General features: G+C 40.7%; 13 protein-coding genes. 10 read left to right on the forward strand and 3 right to left on the reverse strand.

What is annotated here, in order from left to right:
* Positions 1–308: 308 nt before the first annotated feature.
* Positions 309–755: a DoxX family protein gene (locus tag H5122_RS17795; protein ID WP_182682833.1), complete on the forward strand. Its 447-nt coding sequence runs from the start codon at positions 309–311 to the stop codon at positions 753–755.
* Positions 756–807: 52 nt separating this feature from the next.
* Here the strand turns inward: H5122_RS17795 and H5122_RS17800 are convergent, their stop codons facing one another.
* Positions 808–3894 carry a beta-galactosidase gene (locus H5122_RS17800; protein WP_182682832.1) on the reverse strand — a complete coding sequence of 1029 codons (3087 nt, stop codon included), beginning with the start codon at positions 3892–3894 and terminating at the stop codon, positions 808–810.
* A gap of 112 nt (positions 3895–4006) precedes the next feature.
* Here H5122_RS17800 and H5122_RS17805 point away from each other — a divergent pair, with 112 nt between their 5' ends.
* The 5 genes from H5122_RS17805 (at position 4007) to H5122_RS17825 (ending at position 11018) form a co-directional block, all read left to right on the forward strand.
* Entirely contained in the window at positions 4007–4825 is an 819-nt protein-coding gene (locus H5122_RS17805) for an AraC family transcriptional regulator (protein WP_039490313.1), read from the forward strand.
* Positions 4826–4906: 81 nt separating this feature from the next.
* Positions 4907–5215 carry a hypothetical protein gene (locus H5122_RS17810; RefSeq protein ID WP_039490315.1) on the forward strand — a complete coding sequence of 103 codons (309 nt, stop codon included), beginning with the start codon at positions 4907–4909 and terminating at the stop codon, positions 5213–5215.
* 150 nt (positions 5216–5365) lie between these two features.
* Positions 5366–6628 (forward strand): TolC family protein, encoded by a 1263-nt coding sequence (locus H5122_RS17815; RefSeq protein WP_182682831.1) that lies wholly within the window; start codon positions 5366–5368, stop codon positions 6626–6628.
* Complete coding sequence (locus H5122_RS17820) at positions 6625–7872, forward strand: efflux RND transporter periplasmic adaptor subunit (protein ID WP_182682830.1); 1248 nt, start codon at positions 6625–6627, stop codon at positions 7870–7872. The genes H5122_RS17815 and H5122_RS17820 overlap by 4 nt, the downstream gene beginning before the upstream one ends.
* Before the next feature lie 8 nt (positions 7873–7880).
* On the forward strand, positions 7881–11018 hold the full coding sequence (locus tag H5122_RS17825; protein WP_182682829.1) for an efflux RND transporter permease subunit: 3138 nt from the start codon (positions 7881–7883) through the stop codon (positions 11016–11018).
* Between the two features lie 77 nt (positions 11019–11095).
* Here the strand turns inward: H5122_RS17825 and H5122_RS17830 are convergent, their stop codons facing one another.
* Positions 11096–12331 carry a TMEM143 family protein gene (locus H5122_RS17830; RefSeq protein ID WP_182672787.1) on the reverse strand — a complete coding sequence of 412 codons (1236 nt, stop codon included), beginning with the start codon at positions 12329–12331 and terminating at the stop codon, positions 11096–11098.
* A gap of 194 nt (positions 12332–12525) precedes the next feature.
* On the opposite strand from H5122_RS17830, the gene H5122_RS17835 reads away from it, so the two are divergent.
* From H5122_RS17835 to H5122_RS17850, 4 genes are all read left to right on the forward strand, one after another.
* Positions 12526–13110, forward strand: coding sequence for a YqaA family protein (locus H5122_RS17835; RefSeq protein WP_002961545.1), 585 nt, complete (start codon positions 12526–12528; stop codon positions 13108–13110).
* A 98-nt stretch (positions 13111–13208) separates the two neighbouring features.
* Positions 13209–14114: a GGDEF domain-containing protein gene (locus H5122_RS17840; RefSeq protein ID WP_182682828.1), complete on the forward strand. Its 906-nt coding sequence runs from the start codon at positions 13209–13211 to the stop codon at positions 14112–14114.
* Positions 14115–14277: 163 nt separating this feature from the next.
* Entirely contained in the window at positions 14278–15639 is a 1362-nt protein-coding gene (locus H5122_RS17845; RefSeq protein ID WP_182672785.1) for a hypothetical protein, read from the forward strand.
* A gap of 126 nt (positions 15640–15765) precedes the next feature.
* Positions 15766–18411 carry a DUF2339 domain-containing protein gene (locus H5122_RS17850; RefSeq protein WP_182682827.1) on the forward strand — a complete coding sequence of 882 codons (2646 nt, stop codon included), beginning with the start codon at positions 15766–15768 and terminating at the stop codon, positions 18409–18411.
* Between the two features lie 117 nt (positions 18412–18528).
* Here the strand turns inward: H5122_RS17850 and H5122_RS17855 are convergent, their stop codons facing one another.
* Positions 18529–21969: a PAS-domain containing protein gene (locus tag H5122_RS17855; protein WP_182672783.1), complete on the reverse strand. Its 3441-nt coding sequence runs from the start codon at positions 21967–21969 to the stop codon at positions 18529–18531.
* Positions 21970–22288: the final 319 nt, after the last annotated feature.

Genomic DNA, 22288 nt, shown 5'->3' on the forward strand with positions numbered 1-22288 from the left:
TCTAGGGACGATTAACTCTTTGTTGCTCGGTTTTTACTTAGCCCACTAGGTTACAAACCTCGCGCCGCGATTTAATCGCCCCTAGATTGAACAAATTTCAATCCACAAAGATCAACACGCCCTAAGTAATACGCTAATAAAAAACCGTCAACCTTTGGGTTGGCGGTTTTTTTATGGATTATTATAAATACTGCGTTGCTAATTAACCAATGAGTTCCGTATTAATGTTTTTTAATGATGATAGTAAACTGTGCTCAACGGTTAGGAAAAACCTAACGATTAAATAAATTTAAACAGGACTAAAACTCATGAAATTACTAAACACATTACTTAGCTCAAAAGCAGGCGTAGCAGCATTAATTTTACGAGTACCAGTAGGCCTTATTTTAGCGGCGCATGGTGCACAAAAGCTATTTGCTTGGTTTGGCGGTTACGGGCTTGAAGGTACAGGCCAATGGATGGCGAGTATTGGTTTAGAGCCTGGCTATTGGTTAGCAATGATGGCAGGTAGCGCTGAGTTTTTTGGTGGCATTGCATTAGCAATTGGTTTGTTAACTCGCCCAGCTGCTGTAGTTGCCAGCTTTACTATGCTGATTGCTATTTTTAGCGTACATATTAGTAATGGCTTATTTATGGCAAACAATGGCTATGAATACGCATTAACTTTACTAGTAGTAACTGTAGTTTTAGCAATTCAAGGAGCGGGAAGCTTTTCTCTTGATAACGTATTAGCTAAAAAGCTCGCTAATAAATAGAGTGTGTTAATTAAAAAAATAGCGGCCAATTTGGCCGCTATTTTTGTTTAAATTATTCAGCAGATAATGTTAAAGAATAACTGTACTGCTTTTGCTCAAGTAAATATTCTTTATGGGTACTTGGGCTCCATGAATCATCACCACCAACCCCCATATGTTGATGGTCAATATGTACATGTACGCAATCATCAGCAATGAGTTCGTTAGTGTGTTTCGCTTGCGTTAGCATACTTTGCGAATACTCACTGGCGGCAAATAAAAACGCACCGGTTACGGTTAAATTATTAATACTCAGTAATTGGCAATCACTACGCACGCCGTTATCGGTTGGGAAAATATACGGGGTATGTAGCTCATTAAAGCTTAAGCTGTAATAACCTAAACGTGCAGCGGCTTTGCGATCTGGGTAGTTTTCAAAAGGCCCTAAACCACGCCAGTTTACTTTTGTATCGCTTTGCTTGTTAAGCGTTGTACTTAGCCCTATACGCGGCATTGGCGGCAGAGTATCGTTTAGTTGCACATCAACATTTAAGCTAATATTGCCGGTATTATTTAGTGTATATAGCCACTGTGTTTTTGCTTGTAGCACGCCATTAAACTCATAATTAAATACACATGTAATACGTATATCAACACTTGATTGCACTGCGTGAATTGAGCTGCATGTGCGCTGCCATTGCCCTATACCTGCACGTAACCAACGTGCCTCCCATGCATTAGGGTCTAGGTTATCTACTTCGCTTACGCCTATGTCGTTATCAAGCGGGGCGCGATAAAAGTTATCAACCAGTGGGCTACTAATAACCTGAGTATCGTTTTGTAACCACTGCTCTATAAGCCCTGATTGCTTACTAAAAACAAGTTTAAACTTATCGTTTTCAATACTTAGTTGAGAGTCGGTTTCACTAACACTTATAGCGCTTTGCTCTGTAGTTGATGTAAATGATTCACTGTTTAAATTATTACTATTTATAAGCTTAAACTGCTCGGTGTTTAATACATGCTTGGCACTTGCAAAGCTGCAATCGTTAATTAGTGCTACATCTAAGTTAAGATGATATTGCGCACCTGCTTTAAACACCGTTTTTGTATTAATAGTTAGCGTATGCGTGCTTTGCGGAGCAATATTAAGTACATGCTCGCCTTGTTCAACACACACGCCATTTTGCATTAATTGCCAAACCAGTTTTTCGTTATCAGTGTGTCTAAATACATAATCACTAAATACATCAATGATGTATTGATTTTTAGTTTGCTCACGCAGCGTAAATTGTAAATGCTGCTGGCTGTATTTAGCTTCAAACAGGCTGGGGTGCGGCGTGCGGTCTGGGAATAATAAGCCGTTAATACAAAATTGGCGGTCATTTAGCTCATCATCAAAATCGCCGCCGTAGGCCCAGTAATGCTCACCGTTTTCATCAGTTTTAGATAAACCTTGGTCTACCCAATCCCAAATAAAGCCACCTTGTAGGCGTGGGTATTCTCTAAATGCTTGCCAGTAATCGTCAAAGCTACCTAGGCTGTTACCCATTGCATGGGCGTACTCGCATAAAATAAGAGGGCGCGTTTCACCCGGTAGGCTTAACCATTTTTTAATAGAGTATTTAGGTACGGCGTCATCGGCAACATGCGTATCTACACGAGCATACATAGGGCAAATAATGTCTGTTGCTGTTGTATTTGCGCCGCCGCCTTCGTATTGCACTGGGCGCGACGGGTCAAAGCTTTTTGACCAGCCATACATTGCATCGTGGTTGGCACCGTGCCCGCATTCGTTACCCAGTGACCAAATAATAATTGAGGCGTGGTTTTTATCGCGCTCAACCATTTGTGTATAACGCGACATAAATGCACCAGCCCACTGCGGATCGCTGGCAAGCCTACCCATAGGAAACATGCCATGGGTCTCTATGTTTGCTTCGTCCACTACGTATAAACCTAGCTCGTCACATAATTCGTAAAAACGCGGGTGGTTAGGATAGTGAGCAGTACGTACAGCATTAAAGTTATTTTGCTTCATAAGCTTAATATCTTCAATCATGTCGACGGTGCTTACTGTATGGCCGTTTTCAGGATGGTGTTCGTGGCGATTAACACCGCGTATGAGTAGCGGCTTGCCGTTTAAACAAAGTTGCCCGTTAAGCATTTCTACTTTTCTAAAGCCAATATTGTAGGCTTCTGCGTCTATAGTATTGCCTTGTTCATCTAACAGGCTTACAACACAGCGGTATAAATAAGGGGTCTCGGCGGTCCATTTTTTAGGGTTTTGTATATCAATGGTTTGAAATACTACATCGCTCCAACCGCCTTTTTCATCAACACGTTTATTATTAGTGCTTTGGATTTGCGGCTCACACAGTGCTTGCTCACCATCAAAAACCTGTACGGCTACTTGGAAGTTATTTGGTGCATTAATCGCCGTTTTTATATGTAGCGTTGCATCGCGGTAGCAGGCGTCTAAATCTGGGGTTATAAATACATCGCGAATTTGGTTTTGTGGTTTTGTAAGTAAGTTAACATCGCGAAATATACCGCTTAGCCACCACATGTCTTGATCTTCTAGGTAACTGCCATCGCTCCAGCGAATAACCATAACCGCTATGCGATTGGTGCCCGCCACTAACAGCTCGCTTAAATCAAACTCGCTCGGTAAGCGGCTATCTTGCGAATAACCCACCCACTGACCGTTACACCAAAGGTGAAACGCCGAGTTTACGCCTTCAAAAATAATATGGTTTCGTTGCGCTAATTGATCCGCTGTAATAGTAAATTCAGTGCGGTAGCAACCTGTAGGATTATCGCTTGGTACAAAAGGCGGGTTAACTGCAAATGGGTATTTAACATTACAGTAAATAGGTTTATCAAAGCCGTGTAGCTGCCAGTTAGAAGGCACAGGAATACTTTGCCAATTTTTGCTTAGTGTTTCACTTAGCAGTGATTCATCAACCGCTTCGGGTTTATCAAATAATTTAAAATCCCATTGGCCGTTTAAACTTTGTTTTTGTGATTGTGTGTTAGTACGGGCATGGTCAACGCTTTTAAATCCATTGAGTGGGCTGTGCGCTTTTACTTGATTAACTTGTACTGAAATTGGGTTTTCCCAATCACGGCGGTTAATTATGTGTTGTAGTGAGTTCATTGGTGTCCTATTGCATGTATGGCAATTATAGTGGCTTAAATATAGCTAAAATAATGCGTTGAGGTTATGCTTAAAGCTCTCTTTTACATGTCCAAAACTATCATTTTAAATTATGCGCAACACTATTGTAGATGTACTCGATATTGGCCCAGAGTGTACAGAGCGGTTTATTGATTTAACCACGCTTTCGCAAATGCCAAACCTTGAAATAGAGCTGGCAGGTTGCTCTAATTTATTGGGTGACTATTGTGTTGCACGTACTAACCCGCTTGAACATACTCTTTTTTATACTTTGGCTGGTCAGGGCACACTTAAAACAGTTAATAACCAATACTCATTAACTGAAAATAGCTTAGCTATATTGCCTGCAAGGCAAAGTTTTGAGGTTAAAATAGCAAGCGAAAAGTGGGATGTGATTTGGCTAAACCTTGCAAACACTAAACGTTGGCAACATTTAAATTTAGCACAGGCTAAGGTATTAACTAATCAGCAATTAGCGCCATTACATTTAGCTATGGAGCTTTTATATAGCGAAAGTAACGCTACTTTGCGCGAAGGGGTTATGCCTATTTTAAGCCACTATTTAAACACTACGCTTCAAAGCGAGCCACAAATAGGCGGGCAAAACAGATTAACCAGCTTATTTTTAGAGGTAGAAGAGCGCCTGCAGTTTGATTGGACTATAGAGGTTATGTGCGAGCACGTGCATTACTCAGCACCGCATTTACATAGGTTATGCCAAGCGCAATTTGGTAAAAGCCCTATGCAGCAGCTTATTTATTTACGCATTAAACGAGCTAAAAGCTTACTACTAAATACTCGCTGGCCTGTTGCCCATATTGCTGCTTACGTGGGGTATCCTAATATATTTAATTTTTCTAAACGGTTTAAAAAATCAGTGGGTGTATCACCAAGTGAATTTAGAAAATAACGTAAGCGGCTCTCTACATTTGAATAAATTTAAGGTATTGTGCGATTTCTTAAATTGCATTTTAGAGTTTTTAGGTAGGTAATGCGCTCAAACTACTTTTTAGTCGTGATACTTTTAGTGCTTGTGCACAGCTTTATTAGCTGTGATGCGGCGGCGTATCACCTGCAAGAAGAAGTTGATCACGTTACGCATGTTCATTCTCAAACAAATGCAAACGATGAAGATGCGCAATCACCTACTGAAATACATGCCCATCAGCATTGCCACTGTGGTTACTACAGTACGCTAAATCACTCTATAAGCCCTGAGCAAAGCCAAGCTACACTGCCTGCGTGCTATAGCGGTTTAAACTATCCACCAGATGTTCCGCCACCAAATTTTTATAGCTAGTTTCTAATTTTAAACACTTTGTAAATAACTGCCTGCGCCTGTGCGCTATAAGGCTAGTTATGTACATATTTAGGTTGCTTAATTGCACTTGTTTTTAAAATAGGCGTAGTGATTAAGTCAACTCTGTTTGTTAAAAAACGGACATGCTATATGAATAAAAAACCACTTATGCTGGTGGCGCTACTGTGCGCATTACCAGCAATGAGCGTTTTGGCAAAAAATGAGCCTCAAAACGTATTAACGCTAAAGCAGGCGCTTAAAAATACCGAGCAGCAAAATGCTGAGCTTAAACGCTACCCGTATCATCAAAAAATATTAACGGCGCTTAAAACCCAAGCTGCGCTTTCACCTAATCCTGAGCTGAGTTTTGAAGCTGAAAACTTTTTAGGAACCCATGGCTCCCATGCGTTTTCGGGGGCGCAGTACACGCTGGCTTTAAGCCAATTAATAGAGCTGGGTGATAAACGCCAAAACCGCATTAACTACGCCACGGCAAATATAAAAGCGCAAACAATTGAGTATAAAAATACTCGGTTAGCACTTTTAGCAACTACCGCTGAGCGCTATTACCAAATACTTAAATTTCAGGCGTTAATTGCTTTAAATAGTGAGCGTAAAAACACCGTTAAGCAGGCACTTAACGCAATTGAAAAACGCGCTAAAGCGGGTGCAGCCTCAAGTGCTGATGTAACCCGCATGCGTTATGCATTAAGCCAAGTAGATTTAAATACGCTGATGCTAAATAGCGAATTTGAGCGTGCGCGCTTAGCTCTAACCGAGCTTTGGCAAGAGCCACAAGTGAGTGATTACTATGCTGGCGATTTATCACAAATAGCTGCTATTAAAAGTGAAGCAGCGCTACTTGATGCGGTAAATACAGCGCCTGAATTTGCACTGCTACAGCAGCAATATATGCAGCAAACGGCTAATTTGTCGCTGCAGCACTCAAGCGGGCAAAGCGATTTAACCCTGGGTGGTGGCGTGCGATATAACCAGCAAACTGATGCCAGCTCGTTGGTGTTTTCTTTTTCAATGCCGCTGCAATTAAGCAATTCTAATAGCGGTAATATTGAGGCGGCGCAGCATCAACTTACCCTACTTAATGAGCAACAAGGGCAATTGCGTATCCAGTTGCGCCAACAAATACGCACGCTGTATGCGTACTACCAAGGTAAAACTGAGCAAGCACAACTTTTAGCGCAGCACGTTATTCCTCAAGCCAAAACGCTGATAGAACAAAGCTTAAAGAGCTACCAACAAGGGCAAATATCGGTATTGCAATTGCTAGACGCACAGCAAGCTTTATTTGATTCTAAACGGGCACTTATCAACACCCATAGCGAACTATATCAAGTACTACTTACTCTTGAGCGCTTAACTGGCCAATCTTTAATTGAGACTCATCAATCATGAATAAAACACTTATCGCATTATTAATTACGCAATTTTTTGCACTCCCATTATTAAGTAGCACGGCTATGGCGTCGGCTAATCATCACGAAGAAGGCCATGAAGAAGGTCATGGAGATGAACACCAAGAAAAAGGCCCACACGGCGGATTTTTACTAACCAATAACGCGCTCGATTTAGAGCTTAAATTAACCCAGTTTGCAGGTAATACCGAGCTGCGAATATATGGCTTTAATAACAATAAAGCCATTGATATAAACCAGTTAGACGTAACCATAAACGTGCAGCGTTTAAGTGAGAAGCCACAGCTTATTAGCTTTAAAGCCGAAGATGATTATTTAGTTAGTACCGTGAGCGTGAATGAACCGCACTCATTTAAGCTTGATGTAATGGCAAGTTATAAAGGGCAAAAAATTAACTACCACTATGAGCAAGAAGAGGGGCGTACAGCGCTAAGCGAGGCTGCAATTGAACGCGCAGGAATTAAAACCGAGATTGCAAAAGCGGGTAGCGTTGAACTAACCGATACTTTATTTGGTGTTATAGCACCCACCGCACACGGCACCGTGGAAGTAATGGCGCCTTATACCGGTTTAGTTAACGAGATTTTTGTAAGCATTGGTCAAAACGTTAAAAAAGGCGATAAACTTGCCAGCATTACCAACCGCGAAACCCTACAAAATTACACCATAAAAAGCCCAATTACAGGCGTTATTACCGAGCAATATTTAAAGCGCGGTGAGCTTGCCAATAGCGCATTAATGCAAATAGTAAACCTTGAAACCGTATGGGTCGAGCTCTCGGCTTTTCCTGAAAATATTGAAAAGCTCGCCATAGGACAAAGCGCAAAAGTGTACGATTTACATCATCATTTAAATGCGCAAGGTGAGGTGTTTTACATAGCCCCTATGATGAGCGGCGGACATATTGCGCGTGCGCGAATCGAGCTTACAAACCCTGATGGTCATTGGCGTCCTGGTATGCATGTTAATAGCGACATTAGTACTGCAAAAGTAGATGCTGCAGTGCGAGTAAAGGCTACAGCTGTGCAGGAATTTAACGGCAAACCGAGTGTGTTTATTAAAAGCGGCAATGTGTTTGAAGTACGCCCTGTAAAACTAGGTGCTAAAAACAGCGAGTGGGTTGAGGTACTTGAGGGGCTTTCGCCAAACAGTGAGTATGTAACGCAAAACAGTTATGTAATTAAAGCCGATATATTAAAAAGCGGCGCAAGCCACTCACACTAGGAGGCAGCATGATTAACTGGATAGTTTCGTTTGCGGTTAAACGTCGCATGATGGTGCTTGCACTCACGCTTTTATTTGCAGGCTTTGGTGTATACAACACACAAAATTTAGCGGTAGATGCTGTACCCGATATTACTAACGTACAAGTGCAAATTAACACCAAAGCACCCGGGTTTACCCCGCTTGAAGCCGAGCAGCGCATTACCTATTTAATTGAAACCGCTATGGCGGGCATACCAAAGCTTGATTACACCCGTTCGATTTCGCGTTATGGGCTTTCGCAAGTAACCGTTATTTTTAACGAAGGCACTGATATTTACTGGGCTCGCCAGCAAATTAGTGAGCGAATTCAAAGTATTCGATCAGATTTACCTGCCAATATTGAGCCAAACTTAGGGCCTATTGCTAGCGGGCTAGGGGAGATTTTTACTTACTCTGTGCATGCAAATAACGGTGCGTTAAAAGACGATGGCACCCCATTTAATGCAGAAGACTTACGTACTTTGCAAGATTGGGTAATTCGCCCGCAGCTTTTAAAAGTAAAAGGTGTTACCGAAATAAACAGCCAAGGTGGCTTTGAGCGTCAGTACCAAGTAGCGCCCATGCCTGAAAAGCTATTAGCTTATAAGCTTACGCTCAGCGATGTAATTACTGCACTTAAATTAAACAACAGTAACCAAGGCGCAGGGTTTATAGAGCGTTTTGACGGGCAATATTTAGTGCGCTCGCCAGGGCAATTAAAAACCATAGATGATATAGCTAATACCGTGGTTGCAAAACGTGATGATGCGCCTGTACGCATTAAAGATGTCGCAAATGTGCGTTTAGGTAAAGAGCTAAGAACAGGGGCTGCCACTTATAACGGCAAAGAGACTGTGCTTGGCACTGCCATGATGCTAATTGGTGAAAACAGCCGCGTAGTGGCAAAAGCGATGGCCGATAAACTTAACGACGTACAACTAAGCTTACCTGAAGGGGTTGTAGTTGAGGCAGTTTATGACCGTACAACCCTTGTAGATAAAACCATAGAAACCGTAAAAACTAACCTGTTCGAAGGTGCGGTATTAGTGATTGTTATTTTGCTGCTGTTATTAGGTAATGTAACTGGTGCGCTTATTACGGCAATGGTTATCCCGCTTAGCATGTTATTTGCCATTACCGGTATGGTTGGCAATCGTGTTTCGGGGAATTTAATGAGCTTAGGCGCAATCGATTTTGGTTTAATTGTTGATGGCGCTGTAATAGTAGTCGAAAATTGTTTAAGGCAACTTGGCCTTGCGCAGCACAAACATGGCAGGCTACTTACATTAAATGAGCGTTTAAGTGTTGTAACCGCCGCCACTAAAGAAGTGTTCAGCCCTGCAGTGTTTGGCATTTTAATTATTATGCTGGTGTATTTACCGCTGTTTGCACTTAGTGGGGTTGAGGGCAAAATGTTTCAGCCAATGGCATTTACTGTTGTTGCTGCATTAGTTGGCGCACTTATTTTTGCCGTTACCTTTGTACCTGCCGCTATTGCGGTATTTGTACGCGGTAAAGTGAGTGAGAGCGAAAATGCGGTTATGCGCGGTATTAAAAAAGGCTACAAACCGCTACTTAGCTTATCGCTTAAGTTACCGTGGGTAATGCTAAGCATTGCTGCTGTGCTTGTAATTGCACTTGGCTACAAAGTTAAAAATATGGGGGCTGAATTTTTACCACAGCTTGATGAAGGCGATATAGCTATGCATGCACTGCGCATTACCGGCACCGGCATTGAGCAATCGGTAAAAATGCAAAAAGAGTTAGAGCAAGCCATTTTAGACATACCTGAAGTTGAAAAGGTCTTTTCAAAAATTGGTACGCCTGATGTCGCAAACGATCCTATGCCACCTAACGTTGCCGACACATTCTTAATGTTAAAGCCGCGCGAACAATGGCCTAATCCAGCTTTAAGTAAAGAAGAACTGGTTAAGCAAATTCGCCATTTAGTAAATGAAGTACCAGGTAATAATTATGAGTTTACGCAACCTATAGAAATGCGTTTTAACGAGTTAATAGCAGGCGTGCGAGCCGACGTTGCGGTGCGTATTTATGGCGATGATTTATCAACATTAAAACAGTATGGCGAAAAAGCCACAGCCTTGGTGCAAAACATTACTGGCGCAACTGATGTACGCCTTGAGCAAATGGAAGGTTTGCCTACACTTTCGGTTACTCCGCTTCGTGATCATATGGCGCTGTTAGGCTTAACCGTAACCGATATACAGCAAAGTGTGAGCGCAGCGGTAGGTGGTGTGCAAACCGGACTTATTTATGAAGGCGATAAACGCTTTTCGTTATTAGTGCGTTTAGATGAACTTTGGTCAAGCGATGTATCACAGCTTGCGCATTTGCCAGTGGCCGTGCCAAAAAGTGCCAACCCAGACCTTGCATTTGTACCGCTTGGCGAAGTAGCAAATATTAGTATTGATAAAGGACCTAATCAAATAAACCGTGAAAGCGGTAAGCGTAATGTAGTCGTAACTACAAATGTAGAAGGGCGCGATTTAGCAAGCTTTGTAAGTGATGCACAAGCCGCTTTAAATTCAGATCTTAATTTACCAAGTGGTTATTGGATTGAATACGGCGGCACGTTTGAGCAGTTAGAATCGGCAAGTAAGCGGTTATCGCTGGTGGTGCCAGTTACTTTATTGCTTATATTTGGCCTGCTTTACAGTGCGTTTAATTCACTTCGTGATTCGTTAATTATATTTAGCGGCGTACCACTTGCACTGACCGGTGGTGTACTTGCGTTACTATTACGCGATATGCCGTTATCAATATCGGCAGGCGTGGGGTTTATAGCGCTAAGTGGTGTCGCGGTATTAAATGGTGTGGTGATGCTGTCGTTTATTAAACAGTTAAGAGCCGATGGGCTTAGCTTAATAGATGCAATACAAACAGGTGCACTTTCGCGCCTGCGCCCAGTACTTATGACCGCTTTAGTGGCAAGTTTAGGGTTTATTCCTATGGCGCTAAATACAGGCACCGGCGCTGAGCTACAACGGCCGCTGGCGACGGTTGTAGTAGGGGGGATTATTTCATCAACCCTACTTACGTTATTAATATTGCCCGCACTTTATAAGCTAGTACATGCAAAATTTAATAGGCATCAAGCCGCTTAGTAGTTGCACCTAGTTAAGTAAAGTAAAAAGCAGCTGAAGTTTCAGCTGCTTTTTTGTTGTTAAGTAAACTTTGCAGGTTAATTATATTGAAACAGGTTATCCCAGCGCTCATCCAAAATAGATTTTGCGTGCTCCAAATTTATTGCGCTATACACATCATTAGTGCTCGTCACTAAGCGCATACGTACCAACTTTTCAAGGGCATCGCTAATTTCAAAATCAAGATCGCACTGGTATTTGTTTTTAAACCAATACTCTATTTGTTCATCAAGCGTTTGGGCGGTTAAGCCACTTTCTGATTTTAGTAAAAACGTATAGGCAAGCAGGGCTTCTTTTATGTCTTCTTCTTCGGCGGCGTCTATAAGGGTGTGAAAAACACCGGCGTTGTTATCAAGGTTTTTAAAGTAGAGGTTATCGCTAAGTGCTTTCATAAATTTAATTTTACGGTTTTTAAACTTACTCCATTCTTTAAAAATAAAGCTGCCAAAAACCCCCATGCCAATAGCAAAGGTAATAAAGTGTTGTTGCGTCATTTCGACAGCTTCACTTCTAAAGCCACCCCAAAAAGCAAACAGAGCAAGCAATAATAAAATTGATGCACCAAGCTTAGTTATAAGTACCACCGCACCGCCAATTAAAGCCGATGAGCCAATAATTGCTTTATCAATAGGGCGCATGCGTACTTCGCTATTAGGAAATAGCATTTCGAGATCGGCTTTTGGCACATTTTGAAACAGCTTAACTATGGTCGAACTTGGCTCAAACCCTAAAGGCATTTTATTTTTAGCTTCAAAATAAGCGCTGTCTTTAAAGCGAATAAACACGGCTACTCGGTCGTAATTAGTAAAGTGCAGCGGCTTTTTACGAAGGCCCCAAAAGCTGGTTATGGTTTCAGTGAGTTGCGACTCGCCACGACGATAAAAAACCACTTCTTCAAAGTCATCAAATTCAACTTCAAGGCGCACTTTAAATAGTGACTCTTCGTTTAATGCATCTTGTAAGTCTTCATTGGTGATCACTTCAAAGTTAGCTGCATTAAGTACCTTAGCAAAATCTTTAGCAAAATCTCGTTGGCACTGCGCTTTTTGATCCGCCGATACTGGCGCTAACGATCGCGTGTCACTATTGGGATCAAACGGTGCGTAGTTGTTTTTAAGCGATTCAAGTGTTGAGTGGTAATCGTAATGAATAAGGCTTGCTAGTAAATCACAAAATTGTTTAAACGATGTTTTTTGTGTACTGCTTTTAAGCTCTTCGCTACACATATCAACAATATCTTGCTTTCTAAAGGGAATAAAACGTGCACTTTGCATAAGTTTTTAACTGCTTTGGTAGGTATTTAACTGCATTGACACATAATAAAATATTCTTATGGATATTACTAATTTGTTAACACCCTAGGACCTGATAAATTTAGTACACAGTTTTCAGCGTGTATTAACCTAAATATGTAATTATTGGTTTATTGAATACTCTTGTTCTTACTGATAAGTGAAAAGGATTTACTATGGCCATTCAAAAAAAGCTAAAAGAAAAAACACGTAATTTTATTGACTCTAAGCATATGCTTAGCGGTATTACAGTGGCGTCGTTTTTAGAGTCAACCATAGTTCCTATTCCACTTGAAGCAGTGCTTGTGCCTCTTATGCAGGCTCGTCGAGAAAAGCTATGGCTGATAGCATTAATGGCGACCTTAGGCTGCATAGTGGGTGCATTGTTTGGTTATGCATTGGGTTACTATTTATTTGATGCGGTAGGCGATTGGATTATTAATACACTTTCGAGCCCTGAGCAATTTGAGAACGTTAAACAAAAAATGCAAGATCAAGGTTTTTGGTTTGTAATAACACTGGGCATTGTGCCCATTCCATTTCAAATAGCGATGCTCGCGGCGGGCGCGACTAAGTACTCTATTTGGCTATTTTTATTGGCCTCAGGTATTGCGCGTTCTATTCGTTACTTTGGCCTGGCTATTATTGTTTATTATGCCGGTAATGAAGCTGAGCGAATCATTAGTAAACATAAAACTAAAGCGATGATTGGCATTACTATTTTAGTGTTGGGATTGTGGGGACTTAGTACCGTAGTTTAAGTTTAAATTTGGGAGTTATTACGGGTTTCATCTTCGTGGTGGTTTTTATTATTGTGCTATAGTTTTCAAATGAAGTACTGAAAAACCTAGCAATTAATATGATTGAAACAGTAAAACTTACCGTTAAACTTTCTAACTTTTATAAAATGCCTTTGATCAATAAAGTTTTAAGTTTAGCTTTATTGATCTATATTGCTATTTTTTCAGCCTACTCCCTAACTAACTTTCCTCCCTTACAAGTTCAAAACAATGTGTACGGTTTTACTACCGATTTTATTAATTTAATTGTCATTATATTTCTGTTTTGGATGGTTCAATGCTCTGAGCTATCTAAAAAAGCATATATTTTTTCTAGTTTTGGTTTATTACTATGGAGCATTGGCCCCACGGCAGATGTGCTTGATGAGTTAGTTGTGCAACCTTATTGGATAAGTATTTATTTTGAGGACTTATGCAGAACCAGCGGCATGCTTTTAACTTCCTATGGTTTATTTAAAACTATGCGCTTTGTACAAAGTATTAATAACCGATTAGCGCGTGAGCTCATTATTGACGATTTAACCAAGGTACATAATAGACGTTATTTTTATCAGCACGCTAAAGATGCTCAGCACTCACCTTACGTTATTTTAATTATCGATATAGACCACTTTAAAGCAATTAATGATGAGTTTGGTCATGATGTTGGTGATGTAATGCTTAAAGAACTAGCAACTAAATACGACAATGCTTTTACGCACCAAAACAAATTTTCTCGCCTCGGTGGTGAAGAATTTGGTGGCTACTTTCCTACAAATAATATGACGCAAGCGTGTGATTTTTCGAAGCAATTAATTGATCTTGCGCACACCATAAATGTTCAAAACTCTCGTCACTTAACAGTAAGTATAGGTGTTGCAATGCAAACGCCTAATGAGCCTTTAGATAAAGTAATGAAGCGCGCTGATCAAGCTTTATATTTAGCTAAAAAAAGTGGCCGAGATCGTTTTGAAATTGCCCCGTAAGCGTTTTAATTATATAAAAACACGTCCTTATTGTTTGCACATTTACTACACTTTTTAACGTTTTCGTAAGGAAGTGTCAGTGAGGGTAATGCTTTGTAAATCATGAAATTAAAATAGAATGTTTGGGTCATAATGGGGATATTAATAATAAGGAATAACCTTAATGACCAACTCCCTTTTAAAAGCTGCATTACCCTTAAGTCTAATTACTATTTTGTCGGGCTGTGGCTCTGACGATAGCTCAAGCTCTACAGGTTACATCCAATTGTATAACGGCTCTTACAATAGCCCATACACACGTTTGTTTGTTGAAGAAACAGAGCGCTCAGGCGCTGATTTTGCTGATGTAACTACTCGCCATAACTACAGCACAGACACTTATGATGTAAGTTTTGAGTACCTAGATGCTAACGACAGCTATATAACAATTAGCGATCAAGAAATTTCTATTAAGGGTGACAAAACACAGTTAGTAGTAATGAGTGGTAACTTTGATGAGCCTACATTTACAGAGCTTAGCGTACCTATCTCAAGCGATACGGGTGAGTTTAACTTAGGGTTTTACAATATTGCAGGTGAGGATACTAGCTACGATATTTACTTAGCAACTGATGATGGCGTATTTGAAAGCGCGACACTTTTTTCATCGGCTCAATATTTAAGTGAGTTAGATCTGCAAAGCGTTGATGAAGGTTATTACACTATTTACATAACAGAAGCGGGCAGCAGTGATGTTGTGTACGAGTCTTCATCTGTTTATTTATACGATGAAGCAAGTTATGTAGCAATGATCCGCCCAAGTTATGCAACAGAAGAAGGTGGTATTACGCTTGATGTAGTAACCGATAATAACTACGTTACTGAGCTTAAACACCAATCTGCTCTGGGGCAATTACGTTTTATAAATACCGTTGATGACTACTCGCCAGTAAGCTTTTCTGCTACACGCGGTACAACTGTAAACACAACAAATACAGTCGCTAGTGACTCTTATACCGATTATGTTGAACTTTCGCCTAATAGTTACAGCGTAGCGATGTACGACGAAGAAGGTACAAAACTAGCTGATAACTTTTTAATGACACTAGAGCGCGAGCAAAGTGCGGTGGGTATTTTTTATAACGACGCAGATAACGGTTTACGTATGATGAGCGTTGAAGAAAATCTAACACCAAGCAGTTATAGCCATACGGTATCGGTTGTAAACCTAATTGAAAGCTACGCAGGGCAGTCGGTTTCAGATGTAGATGTGTACTTTACACTTAACGGCGAAACGGTAGACGACACCAGTAACGTAGTCGATGGCCTAGATAAGTATGACCAAGAAGAGCAGGTTGTAGATAACGAAATTTACACGGTTTATGTTGTTTACGAAGACAACGGCCAGCAAATTGTGCTTATTCAACAAAGCGATATGGACTTTACACAAGAGGGTAACTACATATTGATTTTAGAGCATGATGAAACAACAAGCTCAGGTTATAAGATGACCCTAGAGCGCACTATTACCGATAGTGTTGAATAAACCTAAACATATAAAGTAGCATAAAGCCTAAGCACTTTAAGTGCTTAGGCTTTTTTATTGAACAAAATTTACCTACTCATTAATAATTAGGTACACTCAGGGCATAATAATTAATAAGAGTGTGCCATGGATGATTTAGTTGGGTTAGCCGTCATAGTAATACTGGTTGTAGTTGCCGGTGCTATTTGCGGCTTAATAGCGCTAGTGCAGTTAAATGGATTAAAACAAGAAGTTGCTGTTTTAAGGGCCAAAATAACACATCTACAAACACATAAATCGATATCGCAAAGTGAACCTCAAAGTGAAGCATCTACGGCTCAGGCAGCGCTTTCAAGATCAGAGCCAATTGCTCATAAAGCACAGCCAAGCTTAATGTCCCAAAACGCGTCGCCACCTGTAGTAAATCAGCTATCAGCGCCTCCTAAAAAAGCCAAACCAGCTGAAGCATCAGCCATAGAATTACTATTTAATAAATTGCGCGCAGGGTTTGAAGAGAACTGGATGACCTGGATAGGCGCAATAGCGCTTGCGTTTGGGGGCATCTTTTTAGCTAAATACAGCCTAGAAGCGGGATTATTATCGCCTGTAATGAGGTTGAGTTTAGGCGGCTTATTTGGGCTTGGCCTAATTGCAGCCGCAGCTTATTTACACCATAAACGCATTGTATTTGAAGGCTTTAATAATTACATACCCGCAGCGCTTGCAAGCGGCGGGTTTATTACCTGTTTTGCTTTAACGCTTTTAGCTTACAGCCGTTACGACATGCTGAGCCCTACCGTGGCATTTTTTGCGTTAGCTATTATAGCAATTAGTGCAAGCGCGATGGCGCTTAGGTTAGGCCCGCTATTGGCCGTGCTTGGTATTATTGGCGCTTACAGCGTACCAATATGGGTTAGCACTGGCAGTGGTAACTTATTTGCGCTGTTAATGTATATTGGCTTTGTAAGTTTGTCGGCTGCGTTAGTTGCACATAAAGTACAGCGAGCTTGGTTGTGGTATTTACTATGGGCTGGGCACATTGGCTGGTATTTAGTTGGTTTTACGCTACTTAAAGCTAATACCGTTTGGTTAATGGGGGCATTTGCTTTACTTAGTATTGTAGGGTTAATTGCTATACCGCGCTTAGGTCTAAAACTGAATGTTATTGAACATCGCCCGCACAGTTTAAAACGTTTACTTAAAGTGCTTCCAGATCATGCATTACTACTCGCTTTTATAGCGCCCTTAATATTTACTATGTTGATCAGTCACTTTGATATGCAGTGGCAAGCAATCGGCGTGTTAAGTATTGTATTGGTGTTGTTTTTAGTCCTTAAAAATAGCAGTTGGGATATTTGGCAGGGCGTAGCGTTAGTTATTTCAACGCTATTAGTATTAGGCGCTCAGCGCACGCATCTTTCGCCAAACCTATTTGATGACGCCCTTTTTATATTCAAAAATGAATACGGTTTGGGTTTATTACTCGGATTGTTACTTACCGCTTTTGGGCTCTATTACGGTAAAAAACAGATTAAGCGTTTAGCGTTTCATATTACGGGGGCATTTAGTGCATTTGTAATGATAGCGACTTTATATACGCTTATTCCTAATTCTGCGTTAAGTACTGCATATCCACTTTGGGCCGTTGCATTGTTTGTAGTGGCGGCTATTTTAATAAAGCTCGCGCAGCATAATACAACGCTATTTCAGCGTTTTACTTATTGGGTAGGGGCTAATGCCAATATTACGTTAGCAATTACCATGCTACTAAGTGACAGCGGCCTAACCATTGCACTTGCTGTACAAGTATTACTTATAAGCGTACTTATTAAGCGCTATAACGTGCCTATGCCGCATTGGCCTATAAAAGCCTTAGTTGCTGCGTTATTACTGCGCTTAACGCTTGCGCCTTGGACACCAAGTTACGATGCACTTACGGTATTTGGTTTGCATTGGAGTATTGTGGTTTATCCGTTATGTATTGCGTTATTTTTTGCCGCAGCTAAGTGCTTTGACTCATCAAAACTTAAAATATGGCTCGAAGGTGCAGCTCTTCATTGTTTAGCGCTTTTTATTACTACCGAAACAAGTTATCAGTTAGTAGGGCATTATCCGCAATTTGATTCACTTAACTTTTACGAGCAAATACTCCTTACCTGTAACTGGCTGGCATTAGGGTGTGTGTATTTACACAGAGCAAAACTTGCCGGTACTTTAGCTAAGTTATATAAAGTGGCGGGCTTTGTACTTACAGGGTTAGCAGGGCTTTTTGCTATTAAAACACTACTTGACGATAACCCATTATTTGAATCACTTTACATAGGTGAGCTGCCAATATTTAACTGGTTATTACTATTGTGGTTAGTACCTGCAGGATTAACGCTTTGGCTGGCCAAGCTTGTAAAACCAATAAATGCTAAAGCTACGCCATTTATATTGGCCGTTGCAGGTGGCTTTATATTATTGGCAATAAACAGCTTTATTCGTCAGTACTGGCAAGGTCCTTACATTTACTTATCAAAAGGGGCGAGCAATGCAGAGCTTTATAGTTACTCTGTTATTTGGTTAGTATTGGGGGCGGGTACTGTTATTTTTGGGCATTTAAAAAATCAATTATTAATACAAAAAGTAGGCCTAGGCATACTAGCTGCAGTTATTGTTAAAGTGTTTTTAATTGATATGGCTAACTTGGAGGGCTTACTTAAAGCGCTTTCGTTTATTGGATTAGGGCTTTCGTTGGTGGGGTTAAGTTGGTTGTTTCAAAAGCTTAGAAGCCGAGTAAATCAAGTTTAACTTTATGAATATTTTATAAAGCAAAGCCCAGTGAAGATACTGGGCTTTTTGTTTTACGCTATTACTTGATAGCTTTTTACTAGAATACTTTTAACTAGATCACTTTTTACTAGCTTATTATGTACTGTGATTAAGCAGTGCCTTTAGTTTGCCCGGTTTAATTGGCTTACTTAAATAATGAATATTAGCGGCTTTGGTTTCTTGCTTAAGCTCGGTGTCGCGCACTGCGGTAATTAAAATAGCAGGGACTTGGCTTTGCCAAATTTCGCGCAGGGTTTTAATTAGCGTTATGCCATCGCAGTCATTGCCTAATTGGTAGTCCATTAAAATAACATCGGGTGCACCGTTTTGCTTAGCGTGCGCCAGTACATTATCTACGTTATCAAAAAGGGTGTAATTAGCTTGCCACTTTTTAAGTAAGCTTGCCATTGCTGCTAAATTTTCAGGGTCGTCGTCTACGGCAACAATATTAATTGCTGCGCGGTTTTCTATTAGGCTGCTAGCGGTTGGTTTTTGTTGCACAAACTGCTCTTCGCCATAAGGCACCTCAATACTAAAACGGCTACCTTTATTAGGCTCTGAATGCACATCGAGAGGCAAACTTAATAAGTCAGCCATACGTTTTACAACACCTAGGCCTAAGCCTACGCCTTTGTTATCGCCCGACTCAACACGGTAAAAGTCGTTAAATATTTTAGCTTGCTCTACTTCGCTAATACCAGGGCCTGTATCCCATACTTCTATTCGTAAATTATGCTTTCGGTTCCTGCAGGCAATTAATACACGGCCATTATCGGTGTATTTAACTGCATTAGAGACCAAGTTTTGAATAATTCGGCGCAAATAGGTTATATCGCTGTGCACAATTTGCTGTTTTGAACGCACACTAAGCTTAAGGCCTTTATCACTTGATAAAATAGCGTATTCACTTTGCAGTGGGGCTAAAATATCTTCAATATAAAAGTGGCGAGGGGTAGGGGTCATAGCGCCTTGCTCAAGCTTAGCTATTTCAAGCAATGCCGACATTAAATGTACGGTTGAATCGAGACTGTCGCCTAATTTTTCAAAGCTGTTTTGGTTAGTGCTGTCGAGCTGTTTTTCGTCAATGGCGGCAAGGTATAAACGTGCTGCATTTAATGGCTGTAAAATATCGTGGCTCGCCAGTGCTAAAAAGCGCGTTTTACTATCGTTGGCTTGCTCTGCTTCTCGTTTAGCTAAAGTAAGTGCTTGCTCGGTTTGTACACGGCTATCTATTTGAGCTTGTAAGTCTTTATTAATAGTTTGCACTTCTTGAGTACGTGCTTCTATGCGGTTTTCAAGATCCATGTTTACTTCTTCAAGCGCATTTTGCGTACTTATGTGGTTTGTAATATCTGAAAAGCTGGTAACAAATCCGCCATCGGGCAGCGGATTACCAATCATTTCGTATACTTGGCCATTACGACGGTGGCGAATAAAATGATGCGAGCTGCCATATTTTAAATGCTGTACACGTTTTTCTACTTGGCGTTCTATTTCACCGGGGCCACATTCACCACGGTTAGCGTTGTATCTAATAATGTCTTCTATGGGTTGGCCTACTTCTAAAAAGCCTTCAGGGTAGCCAAACATTTCATTGTAGCGTTTGTTCCATGCAACGAGTTTTAAATCTTTATCAACAACTGAAATACCGTGGCTTAAATTTTCGAGTGAGGTAAATAACAGGTTTTGATTAAATTGCAGCGCTTGTGTGGTTTCGTCAAAAAAGTTTACTACTTCTTCAAACGCCATACGTTTACCCGACGATACCGTATGTATTAATGCTTGCGCTGACGATGCACCAAGCACGCCTGTTAACGCGCGTTCGCAGTAGGCTATAAATTCAGGCTCTGGGTGTGCGTTGTTATCGCTTAAATGATGGGCGAGTGCGTAATGGGCCAATACTTGTTGGCTGCGCTGAATACCTAGAAATGTTTGCAGTAGTATTTTAAAGTCGTAAACGGTGGCTTTTACGTCTTTATTTAAGCGCCTTGATAAAATAGCCTGATCTTTAGGGTTAACAAAAGCAGCGGCCTGAATTTTATCAATTAAGCGCTCTTCAGCCCCAAGTGAAAAACTAATATAACAACCAATATTGGCAAACAAAGCTATCAAGGTTCCACGCGTTATAAGCGTTTGTTGCAGCTCGCTATCAAGGGTTGTACCGGCATCGAGTATTGGCAGCATTAAAAATAGTATCCAGCAAATAAAGCCTGCTACTAAACCCGCATACACCCCATAAGCATGACCTTTTCGCCAGTATAAACCACCCACAATAGAGGGCAGCAATTGGGTAACAAGTGAAAATGCGACCAAGCCCATACTGGCCAGTGCGCTACTATGGCCAAACCATTGCTGATAGAAATAGGCCAAAATTAATATGCCTGCAATAGCAAAGCGCCTTACAAGTAATATACGAGACTTATAACTGCTGGTAATTAAGTTACGTTTAAACTTTCTACGCAGCATTAACGGCAGTACCACATCGTTTGAGATCATCGTGCTTAATGTAAGCGTTGCTACCACTATCATTGCGGTGGCGGCCGATAGTCCACCTATAAATACAAAGGTGGTTAAAAAAGCGTTGTCGTTAATTAGCGGTAGGGCAAGTACAAAGCTGTCGGGTGAATAGCCGCTGCCAATTTCAGGATGAATGGCCGCCGTCGCGATAGGTAAAATCATTGCGGCTGTTAGTAGTAAATACAGCGGAAAAGCCCAGCGAGCGGTAAGTAAGTGGCGTTTGTTTTGGTTGTCGACCACGGTTACATGAAACTGGCGAGGCAAACATATAATAGCCGCTGCAGCCATTAAAGACTGGCCAATAAAGTTAAAGCTAAAAAAGTTAAAATCGCTCCAGTGACCCCAAATAGACTCAGTTACTTTGTTCGTGGTGGCTTCAGGTAAATTAAAAAGTGTAAATACTGCAAGCCCCGCAACGGCAATAAGAGCAATAAGTTTGATCATAGATTCAAATGCAACAGCGAGCATTAACCCAGAGCGATATTCAGTTACATCAACTTTGCGAGTACCAAAAAATATAGCAAATAAAGCCATAATTAGTGTGGCAGAAAGCGCGAGCATATCGCCGGATATTTTATTACTGTTTTGCAAAAGTAAAAAGCTTGTACTAAGCGCTTTTAATTGCAGTGCAATGTAGGGAATGGTTGCCAGTAATGCGATTACAGTAACCATTATTGCTGTAGTTTGACGTTTGCCGTAACGAGCTGAAATAAAGTCAGCAATAGTCGTTATATTTTGTTTTTTACTTACCAGTACCAGCTTACGTAAAAACCCTTGGCCGAATAAAAACAGCAACGCAGGGCCTAATAATATTGGCAAGTAACTCCAACTGCTGGTGGCGGCTGTTCCAACCGAACCGTAATAAGTCCAAGAGGTACAGTAAATCCCGAGTGAGAGTGAATACACAAATGGGTGATGGCTAATACGCTTTGCTAAAGGGGTTGTTTTATCGCCCCAATTGGCAAGCCAAAACAGCACACCTATATAACTTAAAGCAACAATAATGAGTACGGCAGTCATGTTGTTATTAAACCTTATTATTTTAAATAGTCCCTCATCCCTATGAGGGATTAACACAATACCAGAACTGAGGTTAAGTGTGAGGCTTGAATTTAAAATAAAACTTTTATTTTATTTATATCTTATTGAATATTAAGAGTAAAAATAAAACACCCTTGAGCATTAGACTAATGTCGCATTAATGACCAACTTATCAATTTAATCATAAAGCCAGCTTACAAAAACAGCCTAAGCAATTGAAATAATATAAAAATATATAAAACACGCTTGAATGATAAATACAGTTTACGTAAACGTTAATAGGCTGTTACGACTATGG

Origin of the sequence: Pseudoalteromonas sp. SG43-8 (assembly GCF_014164245.1) — a bacterium.
GTDB lineage: Bacteria > Pseudomonadota > Gammaproteobacteria > Enterobacterales > Alteromonadaceae > Pseudoalteromonas > Pseudoalteromonas distincta.